Source organism: Hansschlegelia plantiphila (genome assembly GCF_027922265.1).
In the GTDB taxonomy this organism is placed as follows: Bacteria; Pseudomonadota; Alphaproteobacteria; order Rhizobiales; family Methylopilaceae; genus Methylopila; species Methylopila plantiphila.
This window is the reverse complement of sequence record NZ_BSFI01000004.1, coordinates 149,207-175,952: the sequence shown is the minus strand read 5'-3', so window position 1 is coordinate 175,952 and position 26,746 is coordinate 149,207. Positions and strand designations below refer to the sequence as shown.

General features: G+C 68.2%; 25 protein-coding genes and 1 tRNA gene. 20 read left to right on the top strand and 6 right to left on the bottom strand.

The annotated features are described in order from the left end of the window. Nucleotides 1-41: 41 nt before the first annotated feature. Together PKE75_RS04245 and PKE75_RS04240 are read left to right on the top strand one after the other, a co-directional pair. Entirely contained in the window at nucleotides 42-515 is a 474-nt protein-coding gene (locus PKE75_RS04245) for a phasin (RefSeq protein ID WP_271167454.1), read from the top strand. A gap of 172 nt (nucleotides 516-687) precedes the next feature. Continuing rightward, nucleotides 688-764: transfer RNA gene (locus PKE75_RS04240), tRNA-His, on the top strand. A 61-nt stretch (nucleotides 765-825) separates the two neighbouring features. On the opposite strand, the gene PKE75_RS04235 is transcribed toward PKE75_RS04240, so the two are convergent. Both PKE75_RS04235 and PKE75_RS04230 read right to left on the bottom strand, forming a co-directional pair. Beyond that, entirely contained in the window at nucleotides 826-1,296 is a 471-nt protein-coding gene (locus PKE75_RS04235; RefSeq protein ID WP_271167453.1) for a cupin domain-containing protein, read from the bottom strand. 98 nt (nucleotides 1,297-1,394) lie between these two features. Continuing rightward, nucleotides 1,395-2,438, bottom strand: coding sequence for a YihY/virulence factor BrkB family protein (locus PKE75_RS04230; RefSeq protein WP_271167452.1), 1,044 nt, complete (start codon nucleotides 2,436-2,438; stop codon nucleotides 1,395-1,397). Nucleotides 2,439-2,574: 136 nt separating this feature from the next. Here PKE75_RS04230 and PKE75_RS04225 point away from each other — a divergent pair, with 136 nt between their 5' ends. From PKE75_RS04225 to PKE75_RS04215, 3 genes are all read left to right on the top strand, one after another. Further along, the gene (locus tag PKE75_RS04225) at nucleotides 2,575-2,904 is read left to right on the top strand and encodes a hypothetical protein (RefSeq protein ID WP_271167451.1); all 330 of its coding nucleotides are present in this window, start codon (nucleotides 2,575-2,577) and stop codon (nucleotides 2,902-2,904) included. Next, complete coding sequence (locus PKE75_RS04220; RefSeq protein ID WP_271167450.1) at nucleotides 2,904-3,356, top strand: hypothetical protein; 453 nt, start codon at nucleotides 2,904-2,906, stop codon at nucleotides 3,354-3,356. Before PKE75_RS04225 ends, PKE75_RS04220 begins: the two co-directional genes overlap by 1 nt. 76 nt (nucleotides 3,357-3,432) lie before the next feature. Beyond that, nucleotides 3,433-4,923 (top strand): carboxypeptidase M32, encoded by a 1,491-nt coding sequence (locus tag PKE75_RS04215; RefSeq protein ID WP_271167449.1) that lies wholly within the window; start codon nucleotides 3,433-3,435, stop codon nucleotides 4,921-4,923. A gap of 18 nt (nucleotides 4,924-4,941) precedes the next feature. On the opposite strand, the gene PKE75_RS04210 is transcribed toward PKE75_RS04215, so the two are convergent. Beyond that, nucleotides 4,942-5,751, bottom strand: a complete 810-nt coding sequence (locus PKE75_RS04210; protein WP_271167448.1) for an ATP-binding cassette domain-containing protein — start codon at nucleotides 5,749-5,751, stop codon at nucleotides 4,942-4,944. A 364-nt stretch (nucleotides 5,752-6,115) separates the two neighbouring features. Between PKE75_RS04210 and PKE75_RS04205 the strand changes: the two genes are divergently transcribed. Beyond that, complete coding sequence (locus tag PKE75_RS04205; protein ID WP_271167447.1) at nucleotides 6,116-7,171, top strand: YeiH family protein; 1,056 nt, start codon at nucleotides 6,116-6,118, stop codon at nucleotides 7,169-7,171. Nucleotides 7,172-7,180: 9 nt separating this feature from the next. Further along, nucleotides 7,181-8,059: a LysR family transcriptional regulator gene (locus tag PKE75_RS04200; protein ID WP_271167446.1), complete on the top strand. Its 879-nt coding sequence runs from the start codon at nucleotides 7,181-7,183 to the stop codon at nucleotides 8,057-8,059. On the opposite strand, the gene fhuB is transcribed toward PKE75_RS04200, so the two are convergent. The 3 genes from fhuB to PKE75_RS04185 form a co-directional block, all read right to left on the bottom strand. Next, nucleotides 8,056-10,011: a Fe(3+)-hydroxamate ABC transporter permease FhuB gene (gene fhuB, locus PKE75_RS04195; RefSeq protein ID WP_271167445.1), complete on the bottom strand. Its 1,956-nt coding sequence runs from the start codon at nucleotides 10,009-10,011 to the stop codon at nucleotides 8,056-8,058. The two genes, PKE75_RS04200 and fhuB, sit on opposite strands and share 4 nt — an antisense overlap. Continuing rightward, entirely contained in the window at nucleotides 9,998-10,831 is an 834-nt protein-coding gene (locus PKE75_RS04190; RefSeq protein ID WP_271167444.1) for an ABC transporter substrate-binding protein, read from the bottom strand. Before PKE75_RS04190 ends, fhuB begins: the two co-directional genes overlap by 14 nt. A gap of 71 nt (nucleotides 10,832-10,902) precedes the next feature. Further along, complete coding sequence (locus tag PKE75_RS04185) at nucleotides 10,903-13,164, bottom strand: TonB-dependent siderophore receptor (protein ID WP_271167443.1); 2,262 nt, start codon at nucleotides 13,162-13,164, stop codon at nucleotides 10,903-10,905. Nucleotides 13,165-13,386: 222 nt separating this feature from the next. Between PKE75_RS04185 and PKE75_RS04180 the strand changes: the two genes are divergently transcribed. The 13 genes from PKE75_RS04180 (at nucleotide 13,387) to PKE75_RS04120 (ending at nucleotide 26,703) form a co-directional block, all read left to right on the top strand. Continuing rightward, complete coding sequence (locus tag PKE75_RS04180) at nucleotides 13,387-14,283, top strand: helix-turn-helix transcriptional regulator (RefSeq protein ID WP_271167442.1); 897 nt, start codon at nucleotides 13,387-13,389, stop codon at nucleotides 14,281-14,283. Nucleotides 14,284-14,335: 52 nt separating this feature from the next. Continuing rightward, complete coding sequence (locus tag PKE75_RS04175) at nucleotides 14,336-16,057, top strand: ABC transporter ATP-binding protein (protein ID WP_271167441.1); 1,722 nt, start codon at nucleotides 14,336-14,338, stop codon at nucleotides 16,055-16,057. Nucleotides 16,058-16,146: 89 nt separating this feature from the next. Beyond that, entirely contained in the window at nucleotides 16,147-16,512 is a 366-nt protein-coding gene (locus PKE75_RS04170; RefSeq protein WP_271167440.1) for a DUF971 domain-containing protein, read from the top strand. A gap of 70 nt (nucleotides 16,513-16,582) precedes the next feature. Beyond that, on the top strand, nucleotides 16,583-18,325 hold the full coding sequence (locus PKE75_RS04165) for a fumarate reductase/succinate dehydrogenase flavoprotein subunit (protein WP_271167439.1): 1,743 nt from the start codon (nucleotides 16,583-16,585) through the stop codon (nucleotides 18,323-18,325). Between the two features lie 11 nt (nucleotides 18,326-18,336). Beyond that, nucleotides 18,337-18,570: a 4Fe-4S dicluster domain-containing protein gene (locus tag PKE75_RS04160; protein WP_271167438.1), complete on the top strand. Its 234-nt coding sequence runs from the start codon at nucleotides 18,337-18,339 to the stop codon at nucleotides 18,568-18,570. A gap of 13 nt (nucleotides 18,571-18,583) precedes the next feature. Further along, nucleotides 18,584-19,546 (top strand): HEAT repeat domain-containing protein, encoded by a 963-nt coding sequence (locus PKE75_RS04155; protein ID WP_271167437.1) that lies wholly within the window; start codon nucleotides 18,584-18,586, stop codon nucleotides 19,544-19,546. A gap of 199 nt (nucleotides 19,547-19,745) precedes the next feature. Continuing rightward, nucleotides 19,746-20,528, top strand: coding sequence for a Crp/Fnr family transcriptional regulator (locus PKE75_RS04150; protein WP_271167436.1), 783 nt, complete (start codon nucleotides 19,746-19,748; stop codon nucleotides 20,526-20,528). 164 nt (nucleotides 20,529-20,692) lie between these two features. After that, complete coding sequence (locus tag PKE75_RS04145; protein ID WP_271167435.1) at nucleotides 20,693-22,117, top strand: ABC transporter substrate-binding protein; 1,425 nt, start codon at nucleotides 20,693-20,695, stop codon at nucleotides 22,115-22,117. Between the two features lie 4 nt (nucleotides 22,118-22,121). Continuing rightward, nucleotides 22,122-22,997: an ABC transporter permease gene (locus PKE75_RS04140; RefSeq protein ID WP_271167434.1), complete on the top strand. Its 876-nt coding sequence runs from the start codon at nucleotides 22,122-22,124 to the stop codon at nucleotides 22,995-22,997. Beyond that, nucleotides 22,994-23,902 (top strand): ABC transporter ATP-binding protein, encoded by a 909-nt coding sequence (locus tag PKE75_RS04135; RefSeq protein WP_271167433.1) that lies wholly within the window; start codon nucleotides 22,994-22,996, stop codon nucleotides 23,900-23,902. Before PKE75_RS04140 ends, PKE75_RS04135 begins: the two co-directional genes overlap by 4 nt. A 30-nt stretch (nucleotides 23,903-23,932) precedes the next feature. Continuing rightward, nucleotides 23,933-24,271 (top strand): ferredoxin FdxA, encoded by a 339-nt coding sequence (gene fdxA / locus PKE75_RS04130; protein ID WP_271167432.1) that lies wholly within the window; start codon nucleotides 23,933-23,935, stop codon nucleotides 24,269-24,271. 47 nt (nucleotides 24,272-24,318) lie between these two features. After that, nucleotides 24,319-25,092, top strand: coding sequence for a ferredoxin--NADP reductase (locus tag PKE75_RS04125; RefSeq protein ID WP_271167431.1), 774 nt, complete (start codon nucleotides 24,319-24,321; stop codon nucleotides 25,090-25,092). A gap of 252 nt (nucleotides 25,093-25,344) precedes the next feature. Next, nucleotides 25,345-26,703 carry a PQQ-dependent sugar dehydrogenase gene (locus PKE75_RS04120; RefSeq protein WP_271167430.1) on the top strand — a complete coding sequence of 453 codons (1,359 nt, stop codon included), beginning with the start codon at nucleotides 25,345-25,347 and terminating at the stop codon, nucleotides 26,701-26,703. Nucleotides 26,704-26,746 lie beyond the last annotated feature (43 nt).

Below are 26,746 nucleotides of genomic sequence, written 5' to 3'. Positions count from 1 at the left end.
CCCACACAGACGTCCGCCGCACTGCAAGTGAGGACGACGACATGGTTTCGACTCCCAAGGCTGCCGTTAAGTCGGAAGAGATGCTGAACGAGACGCTGAACGCTGCGAACAAGGCGGCCGAACGTTCGGCCGCCCCGGTTCGCGAGTTGGCGGAAAAGTCCGTTCAGCAGGCGAAAGAGGGCTACGCCCGCTTCAAGACGGTCGCCGAAGAGGCGTCCGACACGATCGAGGACGCCGTTGCGACCACGAGCAAGGGCTATAAGGAACTGAGCCGCAAGTCGGTCGAGGTGGCGCGTTCCAACGCCAACGCGCATTTCGACTTCCTGCACGCCCTGGTCGGCGCGAAGACCCTGAGCCAGGCGATCGAGCTGCAGACCTCCTACGCACGCCAGCAGTTCGACGTGGTGAGCGGCCAGATCAAAGAGCTTTCGGCGCTCGCGCAAAAGACCGCGACCGACGGGGCGAGGCCGTTCCAGAGCCTCGCCGGAAAGGGCCTGAGCTTCCCGAAGATCTGATCCGGAAGGACGGCTCCGCGAGCGGCGGGCCGACCTTTTCAGCCCTGATTTTAAGACGGCGCCCGGGCGGCATATGCGGCCCGGGCGCCGCGCGTTTCGGGTCGCACGATCGGCGCTTGCCCGCGATTGCGGTTTCACCTAGGTTCCGCGCGCCGCGAACCACCCCCGGCATGCCGCCATAGCTCAGTTGGTTAGAGCGCTAGATTGTGGATCTAGAGGTCCCCCGTTCAAGCCGGGGTGGCGGTACCAAACCCCATGACACATGAATCCGGTCGCTTCGGCGACGCCGAGCGATATTGCGCGCGCGGCGTCAGGCGTGCGGATGCTTGTGAATTGCGTCGACCCAGTAGACCGCCTCCGGCTCCTCGACCGGGTCGACGTCGGCGATGTTGACCACGACCGCCTCGTTGTCGGAGCGCACCAGCACGCATTGCAGCGGGTGAGCGGGGTCGGCGTTGATCTCCTGATGGGGGACGTAAGGCGGCACATAGATGAAGTCGCCAGGGCCTGCTTCCGCGACGAACTCCAGCCGCTCGCCCCAGCGCATCCGCGCGCGGCCTGAAACGACGTAGATCACGCTCTCGAGCGCGCCGTGGTGATGAACGCCGGTCTTGGCGTTGGGCTCGATCGAGACCGTGCCCGCCCAGATCTTCTGCGCCCCGACGCGGGCGTGGTTGATGGCCGCCTGCCGGAACATGCCTGGGGTCTGCGCCGTGTTCGAATCCAGCCTGTCGCCCGTGATGACGCGCACGCCGTCATGCTTCCACCGCTCGTCGCCCATCGTCCGGTCTCCGTGGCCACGCGCGCATCTGTCCAGCGAGCATGGCCGGTTGCAACACCCTCTTTCGGAGAGCGGAGCGGCGGCCGTCCGTCCATGACTCAGGAAGCGACGGTGTCCGCCATGCGCGCGCCGCGCTGGCCAAGCGGCCGCGGCGCGCCGTGCGTGGTGTCCTCCGCGGTCTGATGCTCCATCTCGGCGTTCAACTCGCCGCCGAGCAACACCACGATCACCGACATCCAGATCCACGTCATGAAGGCGATCGCCGCCCCGAGCGAACCATAGGTCTTGTCGTAGCTCGCGAAGTTCTCGGCATAGAACGAGAAGGCGAGCGAGCCCGCGATCCAGAGGAGCCCGGCCACCACGGAGCCCGGCGCCGCCCAGCGCCATTTGGGTTTCCGTCGGCTCGGCCCGAAACGGTAGAGCACCGTGAGGCCGGCGAGCAGCGAGATCAGCAGAACCGGCCATCTGCCATATGTCAGCAGCGCCTCGGCCCCCTGCCCCAGCCAGAGGAAGTCGAGCACGATCGGCAGCACCACGACGGCGTTGAAGGCGAGGACGACGAAGGCGAGCCCGGCGGCGGTGAAGGCGAACGAGGTGAGGTTGAGCACGATGAAGGACCGCTTCTCGCGCTCCTCGTAGACGACGTTCAGCGCGTCGAAGAGCGCCTTCATGCCCGCGTTGGCGCTCCAGAGCGCCGCGCCCAGGCCGAAGACGAAAGCGAAGCCGAGCGCGCCGTCGCTCTTCGTCACGAGCCGCGTCACCTGCTCGCGGACAAGCTCCAGTCCGGAACGGGGGACGATGCCGGAGAATGTCGCGAGGTGATCATTGAGCGTTCCGACGTCGGCGATCATCCCGTAAAGCGAGACTAGGGCGACCAAGGCCGGGAAGATCGCGAGCAGGACATAGAACGTGACGCCCGCGGCGACCGCGAGCAGCCGGTCGTCGACGATCTCCCCATAGACGCGGAGCGCGATCTCCTTCCAGCCTCGCGGCGGGAAGTCGACCGGGGTGTCAGCGTCGCGGCCGCGGTCGTCCGCGGGGGCCAGCGCCGCCGAGGCGCCGGCCGGCGCCGTCGCGGCCATCGCGACGGCCGAGATCGCCGCAAGCGCGGCGCCGGCCAGAATCGCTTCGCTTATCCACAATCCCCGGCCGCCTGGCCGCGCGTCAGTCAGTCGATCCATAAGCGTCCGCCCCGCCTCGCGAACGTGAACGCCGACAAGACCCGAACCGTTGCGTATACCCGGGCGACAACGCAACAGATCGCTGGCGACGCGCGCGATGCTCGGACTGATCGACGTTCGTGGCCGCTGGCGCCGCGCGCTGCTCGCCTGGGCCGACGGCCGGGCGGACAGGACGACGCTCGTCGATTGGGTGCAGGGGCCTTCCTTCTACGCGGACCTTCGCTCGCCCGCCGCCCGACCGGATTTTACGGGCGTGGCCGGCCTTACCGACCTGACCCCGGCCCAGGTCGAATGGCTTGGCGGCCAGGAAGGCTTCGCCGGCCGGCTCGGCTTCGATGGCGCGTTCTTCGAATGGGGCCGCGCCCTCGACTATCAGCCGCCCGGACCGTTTCTGGATGCTGGTAGTCTCCGGATGGAAGGCGTGTGATGCTCGAGATCGGCCGGGACCAGCCCTATCTCGAACACTGGGAGCGTGATGAGTCCGACCTTGTCCGCTGCGGGGCGCTGAAGCTGAGCGCCAAGGGCGTGGACGGTTTCCTCGTGATCGCCGGCGAGGACTTCGCCTACGCCCGCGGCCGGGCCGCGCCTTTGCCGCCCGGCGGGACGCTCTTGGCATGTCTGGCCGGCGCCGGCGGTCATACGGAAGCGCTGGCGCTCGTCGACTGCGAAATTTCGATCGGCCGATTCGACGGAGGAAAGCTGCGCGTCGACCGGTCTAGCCTTCCCTTCCGCGAGGGCCGCACCCTCGATCCCGAGCTCGACCTCGCAGCTGGCGTGCTGCGGACGGACGACGTTACGCGGGAGGGGCGGCCCATCAAGCGGGTCTGGCGGATCGCCGAGACCGAGGGCGACGTCGCGGATCTTGCGGGGCCGTTCTAGCGACCTGCGCGCCCCGGTCGCCTTCTCCGCGGCCGCAGACCGTGGTCATCTCCGGGCATCGCGACGAGGATTTCGAATGACCGCCTATTCCGAGCTCTCCGCCCATTTCGGCCGCGTCGCGGCGCTGTCGAATGCGATCGGCATCCTGCAGTGGGACAATGACGCGATGATGCCGCGCGGCGCCTCGGCCACGCGCTCGGAGAGCATGGCGCTGCTCCACGTCATGCGCCACGACATGACCACGGATCCGCGAATCGGCGAATGGCTGTCGGATGCCGAAGGCGACAACGGGCTCGGCGCATGGGAGCGCGCGAACGTCCGCGAGATACGCCGGGTCTTCGCGGTCGAGACGGCGCTGCCGGCCGACCTCGTCGCGGCGGCGAGCCGGGCGGTCTCCGCCTGCGAGATGACGTGGCGGCAAGCGCGGGCCGACTCCGACTTCGCATCGCTGCTGCCGCTGCTCTCCGAGGTGCTGAAGATCCAGCGCGAGATCGGCGTGGCCAAGGGCGAGAGGCTCGGTCTCAGTCCCTACGACGCCCTGCTCAACGACTACGAGCCCGGCGGCCGCTCGGCGAAGATCGACGTGCTGTTCGACGATCTCGCCGCCTTCCTGCCGGGCTTCCTCGAAGAGGCCCTGGAAGCGCAGGCCCGGCGGCCGCAGAGCGCCGCGCCGGAAGGCCCCTTCGCGATCGAAAAGCAGCGCGCGCTGGGCGTGCGGATGATGGCGACGCTCGGCTATGATTTCGAGCGCGGCCGGCTCGACGTCTCCGCCCATCCGTTCTGCGGCGGCGCCGACAACGACGTCCGCATCACCACCCGCTACGACGAGGCGGATTTCGCGAGCTCGCTGATGGGCGTGCTGCACGAGACCGGCCACGCGCTCTACGAACAGGGCAGGCCGGCCGCTTACATGGACCAGCCGGTCGGCCACGCCCGCGGCATGAGCCTGCACGAGAGCCAGTCGCTGCTGATCGAGATGCAGGCCTGCCGCAGCCGCGAGTTCATCCGATACGCCGCGCCCGTGATGCGCGAGGCCTTCGGCGGCGAGGGTCCGGCCTGGGACGCGGACGCGCTGTGGCGGCAATACACGCGGGTGCGGCCGGGCTTCATCCGGGTCGACGCTGATGAGGTCACTTACCCCGCCCACGTCATCCTGCGCTATCGGCTCGAAAAGGCGCTGATCGCCGATGAAATGCCGCTGTCAGAGCTGCCTTCGGCCTGGAACGAGAGCATGCAGGCGCTGCTGGGCGTGACGCCGCCCTCCGACCGCCTCGGCTGCCTTCAGGACGTGCATTGGCCGAGCGGCGGCTGGGGCTATTTCCCGACCTACACTCTGGGCGCGATGACCGCGGCCCAGATCTTCGACGCCGCCTGCCGCGCCGAGCCTGACCTGCTGCCCGCGATCGGCCGCGGCGATTTCGGCCCGCTCGTCGGCTGGCTGAGGACGAACATCCACAGCCAGGGGTCGCTCTATCAGACCGACGAGCTGCTGACGCGGGCGACCGGACGACCGCTCGACCCCGCCGTGTTCAAAGCGCATCTCAGGCGGAGATATACGGGGGAGTAAGGTCTACGCGCCGGCTCCTCAGCAGGCGTAGGCGATCGGGACGCCCGAATCCGGGCGCGGCAGGACGTCCATCGCGACGCCGTAGATCGCCTGAAGCTTCGCGGGCGTCATGATCTCGGCCGGCGAACCGCGGGCGATCATCCGGCCGGAGTGCAGCGCGACGATGTCGTCGCAATAGCGCGCGGCCATGTTGACGTCGTGCAGCACGACGACGACGCCGAGCCCGCGCGTCTCGGCGAGGCGGCGCACCAGCGACAGCACCTCGATCTGGTGGGCGACGTCGAGCGCCGACGTCGGCTCGTCGAGCAGCAGCCATCGCGCGTCCTGCGCGACCAGCATGGCGAGCCAGACCCGCTGGCGCTCGCCGCCGGACAATTCCTCGACCATGCGGTCGGCGAACTCCTCCACGCCGGTCAGCGCCAGCGCGGCCGCGACCGCCTCGCGGTCGGCCGCGCCGAACCGCCCAAGCGCGCCGTGCCACGGGTAGCGCCCGAGCGCGACGAGCTCGCGCACCTTCATGCCTGCGGCCGCCGGCGGCTGCTGCGGCAGGTAAGCCACCGTCTTGGCGAAGGCGCGGGCGCCCAGCGCGTCGACCGCCATGCCTTCCAGCCGCACCGCCCCGCCGGAGGCCGGCTGCTGGCGCGCGAGCAGCTTGAGGAGCGTGGACTTGCCCGAGCCGTTATGGCCGATCAGCCCGGTCACGCGGCCGGGCTCGAAGGCGATCGAGAGCGGCGCAAGCAGGGTGCGCCCGGAGATCGAGAACGACGCTCCGTCCAGTTCGAACGGCGCGGCGGGCGAAGACGGAACGGAGGGCTGAAGGGCGGTCACGGGCGCTCACGCTTGATGGTCGACGAACCGGGATCGGAAAAATCCGATGGTCCGTCAAGCGTCAGGCGCAAGGCTTGCATCGTTCTAAACTGAGGGATCGGATGAGATCCGCCGCGGCCCGGGACGCCGACGCTGACGCCGGGATCATCCGCACCACCTGTGCGCCGCGAGGAGACCGGATCACCAAGGCCCGCGCCGCTTGGCGCATGCGATCTCGCGCGGCAAGCTCGCGACGGCGGTAGTGGCGTAACGTCAGGAGCGCTGAGCGCTCATTTGTTCGATTAAGTCGAACGAAATGAGCTTAACAATGAATTGGATCGAATGATCTTCGTCCGCCAACTTGGCGGCGCAGGAGGATCGGTCCATGACCTTGCCGTTGATCGGCGTTCAACACGACCTTGAGGTGTCGCGAAGCGCACTGCCCGGTAGCGCGGTCGGCAGGCTCGCCCCAGGTCTCGCCCTCACCTGCGCAATCGCAGCGATCGCCTACGCCCTCCGGACGGCGCCAGGGCTTTCCGCCTTCAGTCCGATGATCCTGGCCATCGTGGTCGGCGCCGCTTTCCGCGCGGCGTTCGGGGCGCAGGCATGGGCGAAGGAAGGATCCGCGTTCTCGCTTCGCCGTCTGCTGCGTCTGGCCATCATCCTGCTTGGACTCCAGCTGACCGCGACGCAGGTCGCCGAAGTCGGCGCGTCCGGCGTCGCGATCATCGCCCTGACGCTGGTCGCGACCTTCGTCTTCACGACGTGGCTGGGGCGGCTCCTCGGCGTCTCGCCCAAGCTCGCGCAGCTGATCGCCGCCGGCACGTCGATCTGCGGCGCCTCCGCGATCGTCGCCGCCAACGCGGTCACCCGCGGCGACGAGGAGGATGTCGCTTACGCCGTCGCCTGCGTCACGGTGTTCGGGTCCGTCGCGATGTTCGTCTATCCGTTGCTCCCCGGCCTTCTCGGCCTTGCTCCGCACGCCTACGGCCTGTGGTCGGGAGCCTCGATCCACGAAGTCGCGCAGGCGGTCGCGGCCGGGTTCGCCCATGGCGCCGAATCCGGCGAGGCCGGCACGGTCGCCAAACTCACCCGCGTCGCGATGCTCGCGCCTGTCGTGCTGCTGCTCGGAACCGCGTTCGTCCGCCGCGCCAGCCACGCCGGAGGCGAAGGCGCATCGGTGAAGACGCCGACGCCATGGTTCGTGATCGGCTTCATCGCCCTCGCCTGCCTGAACAGCGCGATCACGATCCCGCCCGATGTGAAGGAGCCGATCGTAGCCCTCACCGCCTTTCTGCTGACCGTCGCCCTCGCCGCAATGGGGCTCGGCGTCGACGTCGCCAAGCTGAAGGCCAAGGGCTTGCGTCCCTTCCTGCTCGGGCTCGCCGCCTTCCTGTTCATTGCGAGCTTCAGCCTCGCTCTGGTGAAGCTGACCACATAAACAAAGAGCATGACGCTCGAGCAGCTCCGCATCTTCGTGGCCGTCGCCGAGCGCGAACATGTGACGCGCGCGTCCGTCGACCTGAACCTCACGCAGTCCGCGACCAGCGCCGCGGTCTCCGCCCTCGAGGCGCGCTACGCGACAAAACTGTTCGATCGCATCGGCCGTCGCATCGTGCTGACCGACGCAGGCCGGCTGTTCCTGGTCGAGGCGCGCGCGGTGCTCGCACGCGCCAGCGCCGCCGAGACGGTGCTCGCCGATCTCGCAGGCCTCCGGAAGGGGCGGCTCTCGCTCTCCGCCAGCCAGACGGTCGCGAGCTACTGGCTGCCGCCGCTGATGCACCGGTACATCAAGCGCTACCCGGGCGTGACCGTCGCGCTCGACATTGCGAACACCGAGATAGTCGCGGCTGCGGTCCACGAGGGGGCGGCGGATATCGGCGTGGTCGAGGGCGAGGTCGACGACGCCCAGCTCGTCGTGACGCCGGTGGCCGAAGACGAGCTGGTGCTCGTCGTGGGCCGGGACCATCCGTGGGCCGACGGGCGGGAGGTGTCGTCCGGGGACCTCGCCGCGACGCCATGGGTGCTGCGCGAATACGGTTCGGGCACGCGGGCGATCCTGGAAGCTGTGATCGCGCGCGCGGGTCGCTCATTCGACGACCTCGAAATCGCGATGACGCTGTCGTCCAACGAGGCGGTGCGGGCGGCGGTCGAGGCTGGCGCCGGGGCGACGGTGATGTCGAAACTGGTCGCGGCTTCGGCGCTCGCCACCGGCGCGCTGGCGCTTGCGGGTTTCGCCGTGCCAAACCGGCGCTTCTACGCCCTTCGCCACCGGGAACGCCACGTCACGCAGGCGGCGGCCGCCTTCCTCGACCTGATCGGCGGTTAGCGGGCGCGGAGCGCGAGCACGAGATAGCCGCCGCCGATCAGCGAGGCGAACAGGCCGAGCGGCAATTGGTAGGGATAGATCACCGTCCGGCCGAGCAGGTCGGCCGCCACCATCAGCCCCGCGCCGAGGGCGACTGCGCCCGCAAGATGCAGCGCCGGACGGGTGAGACCTGCGGCGTAGGCCATATGCGGCGCGACGAGGCCGACGAAGCTGAGCGGCCCGGCGATCAGCGAGGCGACGGCCGTGAGCAGCGCCGCGATGACCGTGAGGGCCGCGCGGGCCGCCGTCAGCTCCAGCCCCACGCCGCGCGCGACGGCCTCGCCCAGCGGCAGCACGTCGAGCCAGCGGCGGAGCGGAGCCAGCGCCGCGATCAGCACGACGGCGGCCAGGCAGCCTGCGATCGCCTCCGAAGGACCGACGGCGCTGGTCGAGCCGCTGATCCAGCCGAGCAGCGCGAAGGCGCCGGCCGAGCCGCCGGCGATGACGGCGTTCACGGCCGCGAGACAAAGCGCCGAGATCGCGGCGCCGGCGAGCAGCAGACGTTCTGGGCCGAGCCGGCTCCGGGTCGCAAGCGCCAGCATCAGCAGCAGCGCCGCCATCGCGCCGCAGGCGGCGCCGGCCAGTTCGAGCGTGGCGGAGGCCGCTCCCGCCGTGACCAGAACGACCGCGAGCCCGACGCCCGCGCCTGCGCCGACGCCGAGCACTTCGGGGCTCGCGAGCGGGTTGGCGGTGAGCCGCTGCAGGACGACGCCGGCCGCCGCCAGCATCGCGCCGGCCGCCGCGGCGGCCACAGCCCGCGGCAGGCGGAAGGGGAGCAGCGCGAGGAAGTCTCCGCCGGTCGCGATCGACCAGCCGTCCGGCCCGCGCCCAAGCGCAAGCGCCGCCGCGAAGACAAGCAAAGCGAGAGCCGCGCACAACGCGACCAACCGCGCCGACGATCTTGGGCCAGGTCGGACGCTGGCGCCGGGCCGGTCGGCCATCCGGAGCCGCGGCAGCATCCAGAGCAGCAGCGGCGCGCCGAGGAAGGCGGTGGCGGCGCCGGTCGGCAGCGCGTCGCCGGTCCCGAACTGCTGAACCGCGCCGTCCGTGAGCCACAGCAGGATCGCCCCGGTCGCAGGCGCGGCCAGCAGCACGTGGCGCGTCGAGCGCGCGCCGCTGAGCCTTGCGAGCGTCGGCGCCGCGAGGCCAACGAAGGCGATCAGCCCCACCTCCGCCGCGACGGTCGTCGCGAGCAGCACGCCGACGCCGAGCGCCGCGGTCCGGATCGCCGCAACCGGCGCGCCGAGCGACCGCGCTCCCGGTTCGCCCGCGGAGAGCACGCCGAGCGCACGCGCCAGCAGGGCCGCGCCGATGCTCCCCGCAATGAGCGCCGCGCCGATCGCCCACGCCGGCCCCCATCCCTGCTGGACGAGTGAGCCCCCGCCCCAGATCAGCAACGCGAACAGGTAGTCGCCATTTGCGAGGATGAGCGCCGCGCTGAGGCCGCTCGCGATCGTCGCGACGATCATGCCACAGAGCACGACTGTCACCGGATCGAGCCCGCGCCGCCACGACAGCGCGATCACCAGCGCGACCGCAGCCGTCCCGCCGAGGAAGGCGGCGCCTTCGCGCGCAAAACCTCCGATATCGGGCGCGGCGATCGCGAGCAGGCCGAGGCCGAGCTGCGCGCCGGCCGAGACGCCGAGCGTCGCAGGCTCCGCCAGCGGGTTGTCGAGAGCCGCCTGCATGAGCGCTCCCGCCAGGCCGAGCGCCGCGCCGGCGAGGATCGCGGTCGCGATCCGAGGGCCGACGCCATAAAGCAGCAGCGCGCGGTCCAGCGCGCTCGCCGGCTCGAAGCCGGCGCCGAGGCGGGCGGAAACCAAGCCGATCGCAAGGGCCGCCGCGAGCGCGCCGAGCGCCGTCCAGACCACCCACGGCAGGACGCCGGAGCGCGCGCCGTCAGCCTTCGGCATGCGCCGAGAGGGCTTCGACGAGCAGGCGCGCGAAGCGCCGCGCGGCGGGAATCCCGCCATAGGCGTTGACGGGGTCGAGCGCGACGATCCGGCCATTCGCGATCTGCGGCATGGCGCGCCAGAGCGGGCTGGACCCCAGAGCGTCGAGCGCGTCCCGCGGGCTCGGACCGACGTTCACCACGAACGCGTCGGGCATCCCCGCGAGCGCCTCGACGCCGACCGTCGGGAACGCCCCGAAGGCGGTCCGCGCGACCCAGGCCGAGGACAGCCCCAGCCGCTTCGCCGCGTCGACGAACATGCTCTCGTCGCCGAAGGCGCGGAAATGGCGGGGGTCGCCGAGGTTGATGATCAGCAGCGGCCGCGTCGCGAAACGGGCGAGCCGCGCCCTCCCCGCCTCGAATTCCGAAGCCGCGGCCGCGATCAGCGCGTCGGCCTCCGCCCGCCGCCCCAGGCGCTCGCCGAGCGCGCGGGTCGCGGCCTCTGCCGGGACGTAAGGCGGGCGCCCCGGCTCGTAGATCGAGTAGCTCGCCACTGGAGCGATGCGCGCAAGGATCGCCTCGCGCGCGGCGTACCATGGCGAAGACAGGATCAAATCGGGCTTCGCGGCGTAGAGCGCCTCGTAGCTGAGCCCCCCCCGCAGGCCGATGTCGGCGACGCCGGCCGGGATCGCCGGCTCGACCGCGGCCTTCGCGAACAACCGGAGCTCCGCGCCGGCGACCGGCGTGACGCCGAGCGCAAGCGCGGTCTCCAGCATCGCCCAGTCGACGGCGGCGACGCGGGGAGCGGCGACCTCAGCGCCTGCCGGGCCAGCAGACGACAAAGCCGCAGCGCCCAGAAGGACGCCGCGGCGGGAGATCGGAACGCGCGGGCGCTGTTGCGCCCGCAGGCCTGTCACCACGTATAGCTCGCCTTCACCAGCGCCTTGCGGCCCTCGCCATAGGAGCAGGTATAGAGGCCCTGACAGCCTGAGACGTAGCGCTTGTCGGCTAGGTTCGTCACGTTCAGGCTGATCTTGTAGTTTTCCCACTGATAACGCGCTGCGGCGTCGAAGAGAGTCGCGTAGGGAACGCGCAGAGTATTGGGCTGGTCGGCCCAGGATTTGCCGAGATAGCGCACGCCGCCGCCAAGGCTGACGCCCTTCAGCGCTCCCGTCGTGACGGTGTAGTCGAGGAACGCCGAACCGAGCACTTCCGGAACGAGGAATGGTTGATCGCCGACGAGCGCGGCTACGGCGTCCTTGCGAATCTTCAGGTCGTAGGCCGTGAACGAGCCGAGGAACTTCCAGTTCTCGGTAAGGTTCGCCTGCACCTCGAACTCGACGCCGCGCGAGCGCACTTCTCCGAGTTGGCTCTGGATCGTGGTCGGCGAGGTGGTGCCCGTCACCACGTTCTTCTTGGTGAGTTCGAAGATCGAAGCCGTGAAAAGGCCCGGGAACCAAGTCGGGGACCACTTCACGCCGGCTTCATACTGGACGCCGGTCTCGGGCTTGAACGCCGTACGGCCGAATGTTCCGTCCGCGAAGCCGTCTCCGTTGGTGTCGCGCTGGATGAGGTTCGCGCCGACGAGCGGATTGAAGGTCGAAGCGACGCTGACATAGGGGACGACGCCGTTGGCGAACTCGTAACCGAGGCCGGCGCGCCCGCTGAAGCGGCCGCCCTCGCGGCTGTAGTCCGGTCCGCGATCGAAGCCGGTGTTCTTGACGTCGCCGTCGAGCCAGTAGCGGTCATAACGGCCGTTCAGGGTCGCGATGAAGCCGCCGCCGAAGCGGGCCTGCTCCTGAGCGTAGACGCCAACCTGATTCAACTTCACCCACTCGTCGATGTACGGCGTCGTGCCGGGCTGAGCCGCGCCGTAGTCGGGGTGGTGGACGTCGATAGGCGTGCCCACGCTCGAGGCTTGAACCTCGTCAATGCCATAGAACTTGTAGTCGACGCCGAAGAGGACCGTGTGCTCGACGCCGCCGGTCGAGAACTTACCCGTCACGCTGTTGTCGGTGGTGAAGCTGTAGCTCTCGGTGTGGTGATCGAAGCGGATGCGCGACAGCGCGTCGTCGGCGCCGGGCGCCGTCAGGAAGGCGTTCCATCCGAACGGATAGAGCTGCGCCTCCTTGAGATCGGCATAGGCGAAGCGGGCCTTCGAATTGACGGTCCAGACGTCATTGAAGTCGTGATTGAGCTCATAACCCACCATGGCCTGCCGGCGGTCATACCGATCGATGTCAGGCTCGGAATAGTTTTCGTCGCGCGGGATACGGCCGAAGATCGTTGACTTCACCGTTCCGTAATATGGCAGGAAGTCGCCGCCACCGTGCTTCTGGTCGACGTGCTGATAATTGGCGTAGACGGTCAGGTCTGTGCCGGCGTCGGGCGAATAGGTCGCCGCGCCCTGGATGACGCCGCGGAAGCCGTCCTCCCGGTCGCTGTTGCCGTCGCCGCCCTCGATCTTGCCGGTGACGCGGTACTTCCAGACCGGCGGCAGCGGATCGCCCTTGGTGACGAGGTCGTTCGGAATGACCCTGTTGATGTCGAAAGCCGCGAAGGCGGTGGGATAATTGTCAATTCCAACTTCGACCTGACCGAAATTGGCGTCCAAGGGACGCTTAGAGACATAGTTGATGATGCCGCCGATATTGCCGCCGCCGTAGAGCGCGGACGAGGCGCCGCGTAGGACTTCGACGCGCTCCAGCAGGTACGGGTCCTGGAAGAAGTTGCCGAACGCGTAGCTGTAGAGCTGCATGCCGTCGCGGTAGACGCCAGTCTGCGTCGCGTCGAAGCCGCGGATGTAGAACCAATTGGTGTCGCTATCCTCGCCGAAGGGCTGGGCGAACACGCCTGCGGAATAGCGCACGGCCTCGTCGGTCTTCATCGCCCCGAGGTCGTCCATCTGCTGACGGCCGATCACCGAGATCGACTGCGGCACCAGCGCGATCGGCGTGTCGGTCTTCGATCCGGTCGTGGTGACCTTGGCGACGTAGCCGTCGACCGGACCGGTCCCGCTTTCCTGCCTTTGGCCCGTCACGGCGATGGGCTCCAGCGCCGTTGCGCCGTCCGCCGCTTGCTGCGCCGCCGCATGATGCGACGGAGTCAAAAGAGCGAGCGCGACGCCCGCCAACAGCACCGACTTCAACTTCCCCACGTAAATCACGTCCGCCACCGTTTCTCAACTAAACGCGATCATGACTTAGAGATATTCTAGATTAGAACTACTAAAATCTAATCCGGACTCTTCAAAGCTTGATCTTCCCGATTTCGCCATTAGGAGTTTTGTGACAAGCTTCCGTCTTGTACATTCTTGGCGTGGCTATACTCCGCCGCGCCGCTGTGCTCTGGACGCATCACGACGGCGCCGCGCCGCAGCGCGAAAGGTCCGAAAGCCATGACCGGGTTCCGCCCCAGGATGCAGGCGCGACGCGACGGCATCTCGGTCGTCGCCGGACGCCGTGCGCATCAGTCGGAATACGGGCTGGCGGAGCTCTGGGACGCGCGCTGCGCGGCCGGCGGCGGCGGCGACTATGCGTCGCTCGACCCGCGCCTGTTCATCGTGCTGGAGCCGCTGGCGGCGTCGCTGGAGCTCGCGACGGACGCCGGCATGGCGGTGGCGGGCGCAGGGCCCTCGGTGACCTACGTGCCGGCCGGCGCGCCGGTCTCGGCGCGGTTCGCCGCCGAGACCGGCATCCGGCATCTCGACCTGCATTTCGCCCGCGAGCGGATCGACGGCCTGCCGGGCGTTCCCGGCGGCTCGGGCCGCGAGCCGCGCCTGCTGTTCGCTGACGAGCGGGTCATGCGCCTCGCGCGGCTTCTTGCAGCGGCTTGCGCTTCGCCGGGTTCGAGGCCGGGTCTCTACGACGATGGGCTGTTCTCGGCGATCATCGCTGCGGTCTTCCGCCCGTCCGAAGAGCCGCCGTCGCGCCGCAGCGCGCTCTCCGACAGCCAGCTCCGCCAGATCGTCGACTATATCGAGGATCGCTGTCTGGAGCCGATCCGGCTGGCCGATCTCGCCGCGCTCACGGGGCTGTCCGAGACCTATGTGAGCCACGCCTTCAAGGCAGCGACCGGCACGCCGCCGCACCGCTGGCAGCTCAACGCCCGTATCCGCCGGGCGCAGGCGATGCTGAGGACGAGCGCTCCGCTCATCGAGATCTCCGTCGCCACAGGCTTCTCCGACCAGCCCCACTTCACCAAGGTGTTCCGGCGGATCGTCGGGATCACCCCATCCGCCTGGCGCGGCGCGATCGGCCGCGGCGGTGTGGACGGAGACGCCCCGCCGGGATAAGTCGCAGGGCTCCGGCGCTGATTTGAGCCTGCGAGTTGCTCCGAAACCGATCATGCTGAAGCGCTTCTTCGCCTATTACCGGCCGTATCGCGGCCTGTTCCTGCTCGATTTCTCCTGCGCGGTGCTGTCCGGGCTGTTCGAGCTCGGCTTTCCGATGGCGGTGAAGCTGTTCGTCGATCGGCTGTTGCCGAGCCAGCAATGGGGCCTGGTGGTGCTCGCGACGGTCGGCCTGCTCGGCGTCTACGTCGCGAACACCGGACTGATGGCGGTCGTGACCTATTGGGGTCACATGCTCGGCATCAACATCGAGACCGAGATGCGCCGCCGCGCGTTCGACCACCTGCAGAAGCTCTCCTTCGGCTATTTCGACAACCAGAAGACCGGCCATCTCGTCGGCCGCCTGACCAAGGATCTCGAGGAGATCGGCGAGGTCGCCCATCACGGGCCGGAAGACCTGTTCATCGCGGTGATGACGCTGGTCGGCGCCTTCGCGCTCATGTTCTCGGTCAACGTCCATCTCGCGCTGATCACAGCGGCCGTCGTGCCGCTCACGGCCTGGCTCACCAGCCGCTATGGCGGGCGCATGACGCGCAACTGGCGCGACCTCTACGGCCGCGTCGGCGCCTTCAACGCCCGCATCGAGGAGAATGTCGGCGGCATCCGCGTGGTGCAGGCATTCGCCAACGAGGAGCACGAGCGCCGCCTGTTCGCCAAGGACAACGCCAGCTACCGCGCGACCAAGCTCACCGCCTACCGCATCATGGCCGCGAGCACGTCGCTGAGCTATCTCAGCATGCGGCTGATCCAGATCGTGGTGCTGATCGCGGGCTCCTACTTCGTGATCACCGGCCAGCTCAGCCATGGCGGCTTCGTCGGCTTCCTGCTGCTGATCGGCGTGTTCTTCCGGCCCGTCGAGAAGATCAACGCGGTGATCGAGACCTATCCGAAGGGCGTCGCCGGATTCCGGCGCTACACGGAGTTCCTCGACACCGCGCCCGACATCGTGGACCGGCCGGGCGCGATCGAGGTTTCCGGCCTCAAGGGCGACATCGCCTACGAGAACGTCACCTTCGGCTATTCGCCCGACAAGCCGGTGCTCTCTGGCGTCGACCTCGCGATCAAGGCCGGCGAGACCATCGCCTTCGTCGGTCCGTCCGGCGCAGGCAAGACCACCATCTGCTCGCTGCTGCCGCGCTTCTACGAGGTCGGCTCCGGCCGCGTCACGATCGACGGGATCGACGTCCGCGACATGACGCTGGTGTCGCTCCGCCGACAGATCGGCGTGGTGCAGCAGGACGTCTTCCTGTTCGCCGGCACCATCCGCGAGAACGTCGCCTATGGGCGGCTCGATGCGGCTGAGGCCGACATCTCCGACGCCATAAGGCGGGCGCGGCTCGACGACATGGTCGCCCGACTGCCGGACGGCCTCGACACCGTCGTGGGCGAGCGCGGCGTCAAGCTTTCCGGCGGACAGAAGCAGCGCCTCGCGATCGCGCGGATGTTCCTGAAGAACCCGCCGATCCTGATTCTCGACGAGGCGACCTCGGCGCTCGACGCCGAAACCGAACGCGCGATCCAGGCCTCGCTCGCGGAACTCTCGCGGGGGCGCACGACGCTGGTGATCGCCCATCGCCTCGCCACGATCCGCGGGGCCGACCGCATCGTGGTGGTGGACGAGAGCGGCATCGTCGAACAGGGGCGCCACCAGGATCTCGTCGCGCGCGCCGGGGTGTATCGCCGCCTCCACGACGCCCAGGCGCTGGCGTCCGGCTGAACGGCAAACGTCCCCGCCCGGCAACTAATTGCTGTCTGGAACCGCTCAATTTCGCTTCTCTCGTCCCCGTGAACACGCAGGAGCGAGCGATGGGCCTTCAGCCTCAGAGCACTGTCGACGGCCCGCTATTCGACGCCAACGACGCGCCCGAGGAAATCGTCGTCGCGCGCGGCGGCCGGGACTTCCGGATGTCGTGGACGGACGGCTCTAAGGCCGAAACCGGAGCCGAGCAGCTCCGGCTGCGCTGCCGCTGCGCCTGGTGCACACGCGCCCGCGCCGACGGCGAGTTCCCGAACGCCTTCGAAGACGTCGCGATCGTCGCGATCGAGCCGTTCGGCGCGCATGCGGCGCACATCAGGTTCTCCGACGGCCATGACCGGGGAATCTTCCCCTGGACCTATCTCCGCGGCATCGCGACGGGAGCGGCGGAGGCCGCCGTCCGGCCGCGCGGCTGACCCCGATCACGCTTTTCACGGACCTGCGCGACCCTCGAGGCCGCCTCCGAGGACGAGAGAGACCAGCCCCATGAGCGGCAGCGAACCGAAGACCGAAATCATCGAGGCCGACATCCTCGTCATCGGCGGCGGCACCGGCGGCCCGATGGCGGCCATCAAGGCGAAGGAGGCCAATCCCGGCCTCCGCGTCGTCCTCATGGAGAAGGCCAACGTCAAGCGCTCGGGCGCGATCTCGATGGGCATGGACGGGCTGAACAACGCCGTCGTGCCGGGCTACGCCACGCCCGAGCAGTATGTGAAGGAGATCACCGTCGCCAATGACGGGATCGTCGACCAGAAGGCGGTGATGGCCTACGCCACCGGCTCCTTCCCGATGATCCAGTATCTCGACAAGCTCGGGGTGAAGTTCGAGAAGGACGGCTCCGGGGAATACAACATGCGCAAGGTCCACCACATGGGGACCTATGTGCTGCCGATGCCGGAAGGCCACAACGTCAAGAAGGTGCTGTACCGGCAGCTCCGCCGCCTGCAGGTCGCGGTCACCAACCGCTACATGGCGACCCGCCTGCTGAAGAGCACGGACGGCCGCATCGCCGGCGCGGTCGGCGTCAACACCCGCACCTCCGAGTTCCTGGTGGTGAGGGCGAAGGCGGTGGTGCTCGCATGCGGCGCCGCCGGGCGCCTCGGCCTGCCCGCCTCCGGCTACATGTTCGGGACGTACGAGAACGCCGCGAACTGCGGCGACGGCTACGCGATGGCGTACCACGCCGGCGCGGAGCTCGCGAACCTCGAATGCTACCAGATCAACCCGCTGATCAAGGACTACAACGGCCCGTCCTGCGCCTACGTCACCGGCCCGTTCGGCGGCTACACCGCGAACAACAAGGGCGACCGCTTCATCGAGTGCGACTACTGGTCGGGCCAGATGATGCTGGAGTTTTGGCGCGAGCTGCAGAGCGGCAACGGCCCGGTCTATCTCAAGATGGACCACCTCGCGGAGGAGACGATCTCCGAGATCGAGACGATCCTGCACACCAATGAACGGCCCTCGCGCGGCCGCTTCCACGAACGCCGCGGCAACGACTACCGCAAGCGGCCGGTCGAGATGCACATCTCGGAGATCGGGTTCTGCTCGGGCCATTCGGCCTCGGGCGTGCGGGTCGACGAATTCGCGCGCACCACGATTCCTGGCCTCTACGCCGTCGGCGACATGGCGAGCGTGCCGCACAACTACATGCTCGGCGCCTTCGTCAACGGCGGGATCGCCGGCGCGGACGCCGCCGCCTACTGTGACGGCGCGGACCTGCCGACCTATGACGAGGGCGCGCTGTTGAGCGAGAAGGCTCGCGTTCTCGCGCCGACGCGGCGCGACGACGGGCTCACGCCGCACGAGATGGAGTTCAAGACGCGCCGCCTCGTGAACGACTATCTCGAGCCGCCGAAGGTCACCGCCAAGATGGAGATCGCGCAGCGCCGCTTCGCCGAGATCCGCGAGGACCTGCACTATCTCTGCGCCCGCGACCCGCACGAGCTGCACCGCGCGCTCGAGATGCAGTCGATCCTCGACTGCGCCGACATGGCGGCCGCGGCCTCGCTCTATCGGACCGAGAGCCGCTGGGGCTTCTACCACCTGCGCGTGGACTATCCCGAGACCGACCCCGACTGGTTCTGCCACACGGGGCTCTACAAGGACGACAACGGCCGCATGGCGCACCGCAAGCGCGAGGTTGCGCCTTACGTCGTGCCCGTCGCCGAGGACGAGATGGCCGCCTACCACCAGCTCCGCGTCAAGACGCCCGCCGCGGCGGAGTGAGGAGAGACGTCATGCCGATCATCACCGAGTCGAAAAGCGCCGCCGTCGTCATCGACGAAGCGAAATGCATCGCGGAGAAGGGCTGCACCGTCTGCGTCGACGTCTGTCCGCTCGACATCCTCGCGATCGATGAGGGGCGCAGGAAGGCCTACATGAAGTACGACGAGTGCTGGTACTGCATGCCATGCGAGGCCGACTGCCCGACCGGCGCGGTCAAGGTCAACATTCCCTATCTGCTGCGCTGAGGGAGGAAGACCGATGCCCGTGTTCGACGATTTCGACGACGATCTCGAGGATCTCAAGGACCGCGCCGCCGACGCGGACGCAGGCGTGCGCCGGGTCGCGATGATGGAGCTCGCCGAACAGGTGGGCCCCGAAGCCAAGGTGATGCTGCTCAAGGGCCTCGCCGACCCGGACCCGCAGGTGCGCGCCGCCGCGGCCAAGTCGCTTGACGAGCACGACGGGCCCGAGGTCGTCGAAGGCCTCGTCGGTTCGCTCGAAGACCCCGACGAGGCGGTGCGCCACGCCGCGGCCGAGACGCTCGCCGACAAGAAGGAGCCGGATTGCGCCGCGCTCCTCATCGAGCGCGCGGAGCATCACGATCCCTTCGTGCAGGCGGCGGCGCTCCGCGCGTTACGCGAGCTGACTTTGCCCGACGCCCTGGCGGCGGCCCTCAAAGCGCTGCGCAACCCGTCGCCCGATGTGCGGCGCGAGGGACTCGGCGTCATCGGATGGCTGAAGGCGGAGGAGGCCATGCCGGCCCTGATCGCGACCGCCTCGGATTCCGACCCGTCGGTCCGGCGCGCCACGATGTCGGCGCTCGTCTTCGTGCGGCCGGGCGGACCCGGCGCCTCGACGCTGGTCGCCGGCCTCTCCGACCCTCATTGGCAGGTGCGCGAGGAGGCCGCCGTCTCCGCCGCCAAGATCCGTCTGCCGGAGGCGACCGTTCAGCTGATCGCCGCGATGACGGACGAGGTCTGGCAGGTGCGCATCAAGGCGGCGAACGCGCTCGGGCGCCTCAAGGCCGAAAGCGCGATCGACGCGCTGGGGCGGGCGCTCGACAGCGAGATCAGCAACCTCCGCAAGGAGTCCGCGAGCGCGCTCGGCGAGATCGCGGCGCCCGCGGCGCTGCGTTATCTCGAGCCGGCGATGGATGATCCCGATCCCGACGTCCGCAAGCTGATCCGCTGGGCCATCGGCCGCTGCCGCGAGGCGCTCTGAAACGTCTGCTTTAGGTCGCACGCCTGACTGAGAGGCCAAACTCGGCCGTGCGCCTCCGGCGCCGACCGGCTGCCGAAAGACGCTTTCGGCATGCCTTCTCGCGCTCTCCTCCCCAACGGACGGCCGCGTGTCGGAAAGTTTGGAACTGCTCCAGATCTATGGTTTGCTGCAACGCACGTGAGCGACGGCAGGAGACCCGATGCAGAGCAGCGTCCCCACGGCGTGGCCCCCTCATATCCGACCGGAGAGCCGCGAGCCGGTGCACGCCTCGGCTCTGCTGCTGGCGGAAGGCGAGACGCGCGGCCGGGGCCCCCGTCCCATGCTCCAGGGACTTTCCGAGCGCGAGACCGCTTTGGTCATGGAGCGCGCGCGCCGGAAGGTTCTCTACCGCGGCGCGACGCTGTTCACGCAGGAGACCCCGCATGACGGCATCTGGCTGATCGAGACCGGCCGCATCCGGGTGTTCTACGCCGCCCCAAGCGGCCGGGAGATCACGCTGGCCTACTGGTATCCCGGCAATTTCGTCGGCGGCCCGGAGGTGTTCGGCGTCGGCTCGCATTGCTGGTCGGGCATGGCGGCGAGCAACAGCTCGGTGCTGCATCTGCAGGGCCGCGTCCTGAAGGAGCTCGTGGCCCAGATCCCGGCGCTCGCCATCAACGTCATCGAAGGCGTCGCCTTCAAGGGCAAGTGCTATTCGGCGCTCGCTCAGATGCTCGGCACCCGCTCGATCACCGAACGCCTCGCTCACCTGTTGCTGCATCTCGCCGACCTCTACGGCGTGCCTGACGACGAAGGCGGAGTCGCCATCGCGGCCGCCTTCACGCATGCCGACCTCGCCCACATGGTCGGCGCCACGCGGCAATGGATCACCATCAGCCTGAAACGGCTGAGCGCCCAGGGCGTGGTGCAGGTGCGGCGCTCCCAGATCGTCATCCTACGCCCGGACGCGCTCCAGCTGATCAAGAGCGAGGGCGACGCCTAACTCTCAAGCAGGCGCGAGGGTCGCCGCCGCCTTTTTCGGCACGGCGTTTTTTTCTGCAACTAATCGACCACGAACGGGCATCTTCATTTGATCGGTTCCAGGTCGCGGCCGGATCATCCATGGCGTCGGGTCAGACCCCGGGATGCAATCCAGCGAGGCGCGCCATGTCGGTCACTTTCCCATCCCGAACCGCGGCGTCCTTCGCCGCCCTGGTCGCGGCCGCCGGCCTCGCCTTGGCGGCGCCGGCTTCCGCCGAGACGCTCACCATCGGCGTCGGCACCCAGGACACCACGACGAACACCGCGACCACCGGAGTCGTCGTTCGCGAGCTGAAGCTGTTTGAGAAGCATATGCCCAGGGACGGCAAGTACGCCGGCATGGACATCAAGCTGGAGTGGCAGAACTTCACCTCCGGCCCGCCCGTCACCAACGGCATGATGGCGAACAAGCTTCAGTTCGGCGCGATGGGCGACTATCCGCTGATCGTCAACGGCTACACCTTCCAGAACAATCCGGAGAGCAAGACCCAACTGATCGCGGTCGCCGCCTATAACCTCTACGGCTCAGGCAACGGCGTCGTGGTCAACAAGGACTCCGCCTACTATTCGCTGGCCGACCTCAAGGGCAAGGTCGTCAGCGTGCCGTTCGGCTCCGCGGCGCACGGCATGGTCCTGAAGGCCATGCAGGACGCGAAGCTGCCGAAGGACTACTTCACGCTCGTCAGCCAGAGCCCGGAGGTCGGCGCGACGAACCTGAAGGAGAACAAGATCGACGCCCACGCCGATTTCGTCCCCTTCGCCGAGTTGCTGCCGTTTCGTGGGTTCGCCCGCAAGGTGTTCGACGGCGTCCAGACCAACCTGCCGACATGGCACGGCGTGGTGGCGCGCACCGACTTCGCCGAAAAATACCCCGAGATCGTCGACGCCTACCTGCAGGCGGTGCTCGACGCCGACGCCTGGGTGAAGGAAGACCCCAAGCGCGCGGCTGAGATGATCGCGAAGTGGACCGGCACCGACAAGGAGGTCGTCTATATCTTCCTCGGACCGTCCGGCATCATGACGGTCGATCCCACGATCAAGACGCCCTTGATCGACGCCGCCCGCGAGGACGTGAAGGTCCTTCAGGAGCTCGGCAAGATGAAGGCGTTCGACGTCGGCCCCTGGGTCAACGACAAATATATCCGCGCCGCCTTCAAGGAGCGCGGCATGGACTACGACAAACAGGCCGCCTCGACCGACAATTACGAGGTGAAGGGCGAGGACGGCTTCTGCAAGAAGCCGGTGAGCGAGCCGCGCAAGGCTGGCGAGATCTGGATCAAGGACGGCGACATCCTGCCGTTCTCGAGCGCCTCCTGCACGCTCGGGGCCTATCGCGATTACCAGTCGAAGGGCACGGCGATGAACGTCGCCTACGTGTTCGATACCGCCCGCGGGATCAAGCTGTTCGCCGACAAGGCGTTCTACGTCGTCGCCGACAAGACCGAGATGGCGCCCTTCATGCTGAAGCAGGACGCGGAGGCCTACGCCGCCAAGGCCGGCGGCAAGGTCGTGCCCTTCGAGGACGCGCTGGCGGCGGCGACGGGAGGCTGACCCGATGAAGACCGCGACGCTCTCCGCCGAGGCGCCCCCTGCAACGGCCGCCGCGCCCGAAACCTTGAAGCCCGCGGCTTCGAAGGCGGCCGACGGCGTCTGGGCGATGGTCGGCCGCGCCAACCTCCGGCCCGTCCTGGTGGGCTTCGTCTCGATCGCGCTGTTCGTCCTGGTCTGGCGCTTTCTCACCGTGAACCGGATCGATCTTTATGTCCGCTTCATGAACGTGCCTTCGCCGGACGACGTGCTGGAGAGCGCCAAGACCGCGCTCTCCAGCGCCCAGTTCGCCGACCACGTGCTGATGAGCTGCCGCCGCATCCTCTACGGCTTCACGCTGGCGGCCGTCGTCGCCGTGCCGCTCGGCCTGCTGATGGGACGCTTCAAGCTGCTGAGCGAGATCGTGTTCCCGGTCGCCGAGGTGATGCGTCCGATCCCCGCGATCGCCTGGGTTCCGATGTCGATCATGCTGTGGCCGACCAACGAGCAGTCGATCGTGTTCATCACCTTCCTCGGCTCGTTCTTCCCGATTCTGCTCAACACGCTGCACGGCATGGCGAACGTCGACCCGGTGCTGGTGCGCGCCGCGCGCTGCCTCGGCGCGAGCGAGGCCGCCACCTTCCGCGAGGTCTACCTGCCCGCGACCCTGCCGCAGATCTTCACGGGCCTCACCGTCGGCATGGGCGTCGCCTGGGTGTCGCTGATCGCCGCCGAGATGATCTCGGGCCAGTTCGGCATCGGATACTTCACCTGGGAGGCCTATTCGCTGGTCCAGTATCCGGACATCGCGCTCGGCATGATCACGATCGGCGTGCTCGGCCTCGCCTCGAGCTGGGCGATCCGTCTCATCGGCCGCCTCGCCATGCCGTGGAGCGCGAAATGACCGCCGTCAGCCCCCTTCCCGCCGACGTCCCCGCAGCCTCCCCCTACGCCGACCGTCCGAAGGGCCGCATCGAGATCACGGACTTCTCGCTGCGCTATGACGGCGCGAACGGACCGATGGACGCTGTTTCCGACGTGTCGCTCACCGTCGAGCCCGGCGAATTCGTCTCGATCATCGGCCCGTCGGGCTGCGGCAAGTCGACCCTGCTGAACGCGCTCGCGGGCTTCCTGAAGCCGACCTCGGGCGTGGTGCGCGTCGACGGCAAGCCGATCGAGGGGCCGAGCGCCGACCGCGGCATGATCTTCCAGCAGTACTCGCTGTTTCCCTGGAAGACGGTGCGCCAGAACGTCGAATTCGGCCTGAAGATGAAGGGGATGGAAGCAAGCGAGCGCAAGCGCGCGGCGCGCACCCTGCTCGGACTCGCAGGGCTGCTCCCCTTCGAGAACCACTACCCCGACAAGCTTTCCGGCGGCATGAAGCAGCGTGTCGGCATCGTTCGCGCGCTCGCCACGGGGCCGCGGATCCTGCTGCTCGACGAACCGTTCGGCGCCCTCGACGCGCAGACCCGGCTTATCATGCAGCAGATCCTCACCAATATGTGGCAGCGACTGAAGATCTCGGTGCTGTTCGTGACGCACGATATCGATGAGGCGATTTTTCTTTCCGATCGAATTTATGTAATGACAGCGCGTCCCGGGACCATTAAGGCGGAAATCGCTGTGCCCCTGCCACGGCCCCGGCAGCCGGCGGTGATCATGTCGTCGGAATTCCTGGCGCTGAGGCGAGGTCTGATGTCCCTGATCCGCGAAGAGAGCCTCAAGGCCATGGGCGGCGAGATCAACGCCGACGCGCTTCTCGGGCTCGGCGCGAATTTCGACGGCCACGACCTATCCCGTGCGCTCTGAAGCCGACCTGACAGGAAGCCGAAGCCCGAGATGACTTACGTCGTCACCGAAAACTGCATCAAGTGCAAGTATATGGACTGCGTCGAGGTGTGTCCGGTGGATTGCTTCTACATGGGCGAGGCGACGCTCGTCATCAATCCTGACGAATGCATCGACTGCGGCGTCTGCGAGCCGGAATGCCCCGCCGAGGCGATCAAGCCCGACACCGAGCCCGGCCTCGAAGGCTGGGTCGCTTTCAACAGCAAATATGCGGCGCTCTGGCCGAACGTGACGGAGAAGGGCGACCCGCCGCCGGACGCCGCCGACTGGGATGGCCGCAGCGGCAAGCTTGAGGCGGTGTTCGGGGCCTCCGACCCTGGCGCCGCGTGACGCAAGAGCGGTAGAAGCGCCGACAATTCGACTGGAAAGAGCCGACGATGAGCAAGTACCTCGAAGAGCGCGTCACCCAGGTCCATCACTGGACCGACACCCTGTTCAGCTTCAAGACCACGCGCGACCCGACCTTCCGTTTCCGGAACGGCGAGTTCACGATGATCGGGCTCGAGGTCGACGGCCGTCCGCTGGTGCGCGCCTACTCGGTGGTCAGCGCGAACTACGAGGAGGAGCTCGAGTTCTTCTCGATCAAGGTGCAGAACGGCCCGCTCACGTCGCGGCTCCAGCATCTCAAGGTCGGCGACCCGATCATCGTCGGCAAGAAGCCCACCGGCACGCTGGTGCTGGACAACCTGCTGCCCGGCGAGAACCTCTATCTGCTCGGCACCGGCACCGGCCTCGCGCCCTTCATGTCGATCATCAAGGACCCGGAGACCTACGAGCGTTTCCGGAAGGTCGTGCTGGTCCACGGCGTTCGGCAGGTGAACGAGCTCGCCTATGGCGACACCATCACCGAGGCGTTGCCGAAGGATGAGCTGATCGGCGAACTGATCAGCAACGGCCTCATCTACTATCCGACGGTGACGCGCGAGCCGTTCCGCAACACCGGGCGCATCACCGACCTCATGAAATCCGGCAAACTGTTCGCCGATATCGGCCTGCCTCCCATGTCGATCGAGCGCGACCGCTTCATGCTTTGCGGCAGCCCCGAGATGATCCGCGACACCCGCCAGTTGCTGGTCGACGGCGGCTATGTCGAGGGCAACCACGGCGAGGCCGGTCATTTCGTGATCGAGAAGGCCTTCGTCGAGAAATGAACTGAGCCAACGCTCGGCGCAGCCCTTTTCGAAGCCCGCGTTCCATCCGTCCAGCTTCAATCGCGCACCTTGTCAGGTGATCGGATGCGAGGGAGCTGCTTCCAATCCGGCCCGCGCGCACGATATGCGGTTCTCGTTCGCGCGGGAGCGCCCGCGCGCGGTCTCGGAGGCTGGAACCGTAGCCGCCGTCGGGACGTAGATGGCTAGACAGGCTCATCCGGCCTGCCGCCCGTCTGACGGATTGGACAACCGATGTCGTCTCTCGCTCCCCGTCTCGTTCTCATCGGCGCCCTCGGCGCGGCGCTCGCCGGCTGCGGCCAGGACGCAGCCGTTCCGATCGCGCAGGGCTATGGTCCGGAGCCGACCCTGCCGGCGCCCTCCAAGAGCTGGTTCCCCACCGTGAAGGTGTCGAAGGCGGTCGGCTGGAAGGAAGGCGCGGCGCCGACCGCCGGCGCCGGGATGGCGGTCGGCGAGTTCGCCGGCGGCCTCGACCATCCGCGCAAGGTCTACACGCTGCCGAACGGCGACGTCCTGGTGGCGGAGACCGCCGAGCCGCCGAAGCCCGAGGACGGCAAGGGGGTGAAGGCCTGGTTCCAGAGCTTCTTCATGGCGCGAGCCGGCGCCAAGGTTCAGAGCGCGAACCGCATCACGCTGCTGCGCGACGCCGACGGCGACGGCAAGGCGGAGGTCCGCAGCACGCTGGTGAAGGATCTGAACTCGCCCTTCGGCATGGCGCTCGCCGGCGGCCGGCTTTACATCGCAAACGCCGACGCGATCGTGAGCGTGCCCTACAAGGACGGCGACACGGAGATTTCCGCCAAGCCCGAGAAGCTCGTCGACCTGCCGGGCGGCCCGATCAATCACCACTGGACCAAGGATCTGGTCGCCGGCAAGGACGGGACCAAGCTCTACGCCACCGTCGGCTCCAACTCGAACGCCGCCGAAAACGGCATCGAGGCGGAAACCAACCGCGCGGCGGTCCTGGAGGTCGACATCGCCTCCAAGCAGGCGCGGCTGTTCGCCTCCGGCCTGCGCAACCCGAACGGCCCGTCCTGGCAGCCCGACAGCGGCGCGCTCTGGGTCGCGGTCAACGAGCGCGACGAGCTCGGCCCGGATCTGGTTCCCGACTACATGACGTCGGTGAAGGACGGCGGTTTCTACGGCTGGCCCTACAGCTACTATGGCGCGCATGTCGATGACCGGGTGAAACCGGAGCGGCCGGACCTCGTCGCCAAGGCGATCGTGCCGGACTACGCGCTCGGACCGCACACCGCGTCGCTCGGGCTCACCTTCAACACCGGCGGCCTGTTCCCAGAGCGCTACAGGAACGGCGCTTTCGTCGGCCAGCACGGCTCCTGGAACCGCAAGCCGCAGAGCGGTTACAAGGTGATCTTCGTGCCGTTCAAGGACGGCAAGCCTTCCGGTCCGCCCGAAGACGTGCTGACCGGCTTCCTGAACGGCGACGACGAGGCCCAGGGGCGGCCGGTCGGCGTCGCGATCGACAAGGCTGGCGCGCTGCTCGTCGCCGACGACGTCGGCAATAAGGTGTGGCGCGTGACGCCGGGCCAGGCTGCGGCGCAGAAAGGCGACGTGGCGCGTCCCGCGGGCTGACGGTGGAGGCGCCTCTATCGCTGTCCACGTGAAAGCGCGGAAC

What these genes read in the sequence shown, in the direction of transcription:
- PKE75_RS04165 (WP_271167439.1), top strand. Translation starts at nt 16,583, where the DNA reads ATGAGCGGCAGCGAACCGAAGACCGAAATCATCGAGGCCGACATCCTC.
- PKE75_RS04200 (WP_271167446.1), top strand. Translation starts at nt 7,181, where the DNA reads ATGACGCTCGAGCAGCTCCGCATCTTCGTGGCCGTCGCCGAGCGCGAA.
- PKE75_RS04170 (WP_271167440.1), top strand. Translation starts at nt 16,147, where the DNA reads ATGGGCCTTCAGCCTCAGAGCACTGTCGACGGCCCGCTATTCGACGCC.
- PKE75_RS04155 (WP_271167437.1), top strand. Translation starts at nt 18,584, where the DNA reads ATGCCCGTGTTCGACGATTTCGACGACGATCTCGAGGATCTCAAGGAC.
- PKE75_RS04160 (WP_271167438.1), top strand. Translation starts at nt 18,337, where the DNA reads ATGCCGATCATCACCGAGTCGAAAAGCGCCGCCGTCGTCATCGACGAA.
- PKE75_RS04245 (WP_271167454.1), top strand. Translation starts at nt 42, where the DNA reads ATGGTTTCGACTCCCAAGGCTGCCGTTAAGTCGGAAGAGATGCTGAAC.
- PKE75_RS04175 (WP_271167441.1), top strand. Translation starts at nt 14,336, where the DNA reads ATGCTGAAGCGCTTCTTCGCCTATTACCGGCCGTATCGCGGCCTGTTC.
- PKE75_RS04225 (WP_271167451.1), top strand. Translation starts at nt 2,575, where the DNA reads ATGCTCGGACTGATCGACGTTCGTGGCCGCTGGCGCCGCGCGCTGCTC.
- PKE75_RS04215 (WP_271167449.1), top strand. Translation starts at nt 3,433, where the DNA reads ATGACCGCCTATTCCGAGCTCTCCGCCCATTTCGGCCGCGTCGCGGCG.
- PKE75_RS04135 (WP_271167433.1), top strand. Translation starts at nt 22,994, where the DNA reads ATGACCGCCGTCAGCCCCCTTCCCGCCGACGTCCCCGCAGCCTCCCCC.
- fdxA (WP_271167432.1), top strand. Translation starts at nt 23,933, where the DNA reads ATGACTTACGTCGTCACCGAAAACTGCATCAAGTGCAAGTATATGGAC.
- fhuB (WP_271167445.1), bottom strand. Translation starts at nt 10,011, where the DNA reads ATGCCGAAGGCTGACGGCGCGCGCTCCGGCGTCCTGCCGTGGGTGGTC.
- PKE75_RS04140 (WP_271167434.1), top strand. Translation starts at nt 22,122, where the DNA reads ATGAAGACCGCGACGCTCTCCGCCGAGGCGCCCCCTGCAACGGCCGCC.
- PKE75_RS04235 (WP_271167453.1), bottom strand. Translation starts at nt 1,296, where the DNA reads ATGGGCGACGAGCGGTGGAAGCATGACGGCGTGCGCGTCATCACGGGC.
- PKE75_RS04125 (WP_271167431.1), top strand. Translation starts at nt 24,319, where the DNA reads ATGAGCAAGTACCTCGAAGAGCGCGTCACCCAGGTCCATCACTGGACC.
- PKE75_RS04150 (WP_271167436.1), top strand. Translation starts at nt 19,746, where the DNA reads ATGCAGAGCAGCGTCCCCACGGCGTGGCCCCCTCATATCCGACCGGAG.
- PKE75_RS04220 (WP_271167450.1), top strand. Translation starts at nt 2,904, where the DNA reads ATGCTCGAGATCGGCCGGGACCAGCCCTATCTCGAACACTGGGAGCGT.
- PKE75_RS04180 (WP_271167442.1), top strand. Translation starts at nt 13,387, where the DNA reads ATGACCGGGTTCCGCCCCAGGATGCAGGCGCGACGCGACGGCATCTCG.
- PKE75_RS04120 (WP_271167430.1), top strand. Translation starts at nt 25,345, where the DNA reads ATGTCGTCTCTCGCTCCCCGTCTCGTTCTCATCGGCGCCCTCGGCGCG.
- PKE75_RS04205 (WP_271167447.1), top strand. Translation starts at nt 6,116, where the DNA reads ATGACCTTGCCGTTGATCGGCGTTCAACACGACCTTGAGGTGTCGCGA.
- PKE75_RS04145 (WP_271167435.1), top strand. Translation starts at nt 20,693, where the DNA reads ATGTCGGTCACTTTCCCATCCCGAACCGCGGCGTCCTTCGCCGCCCTG.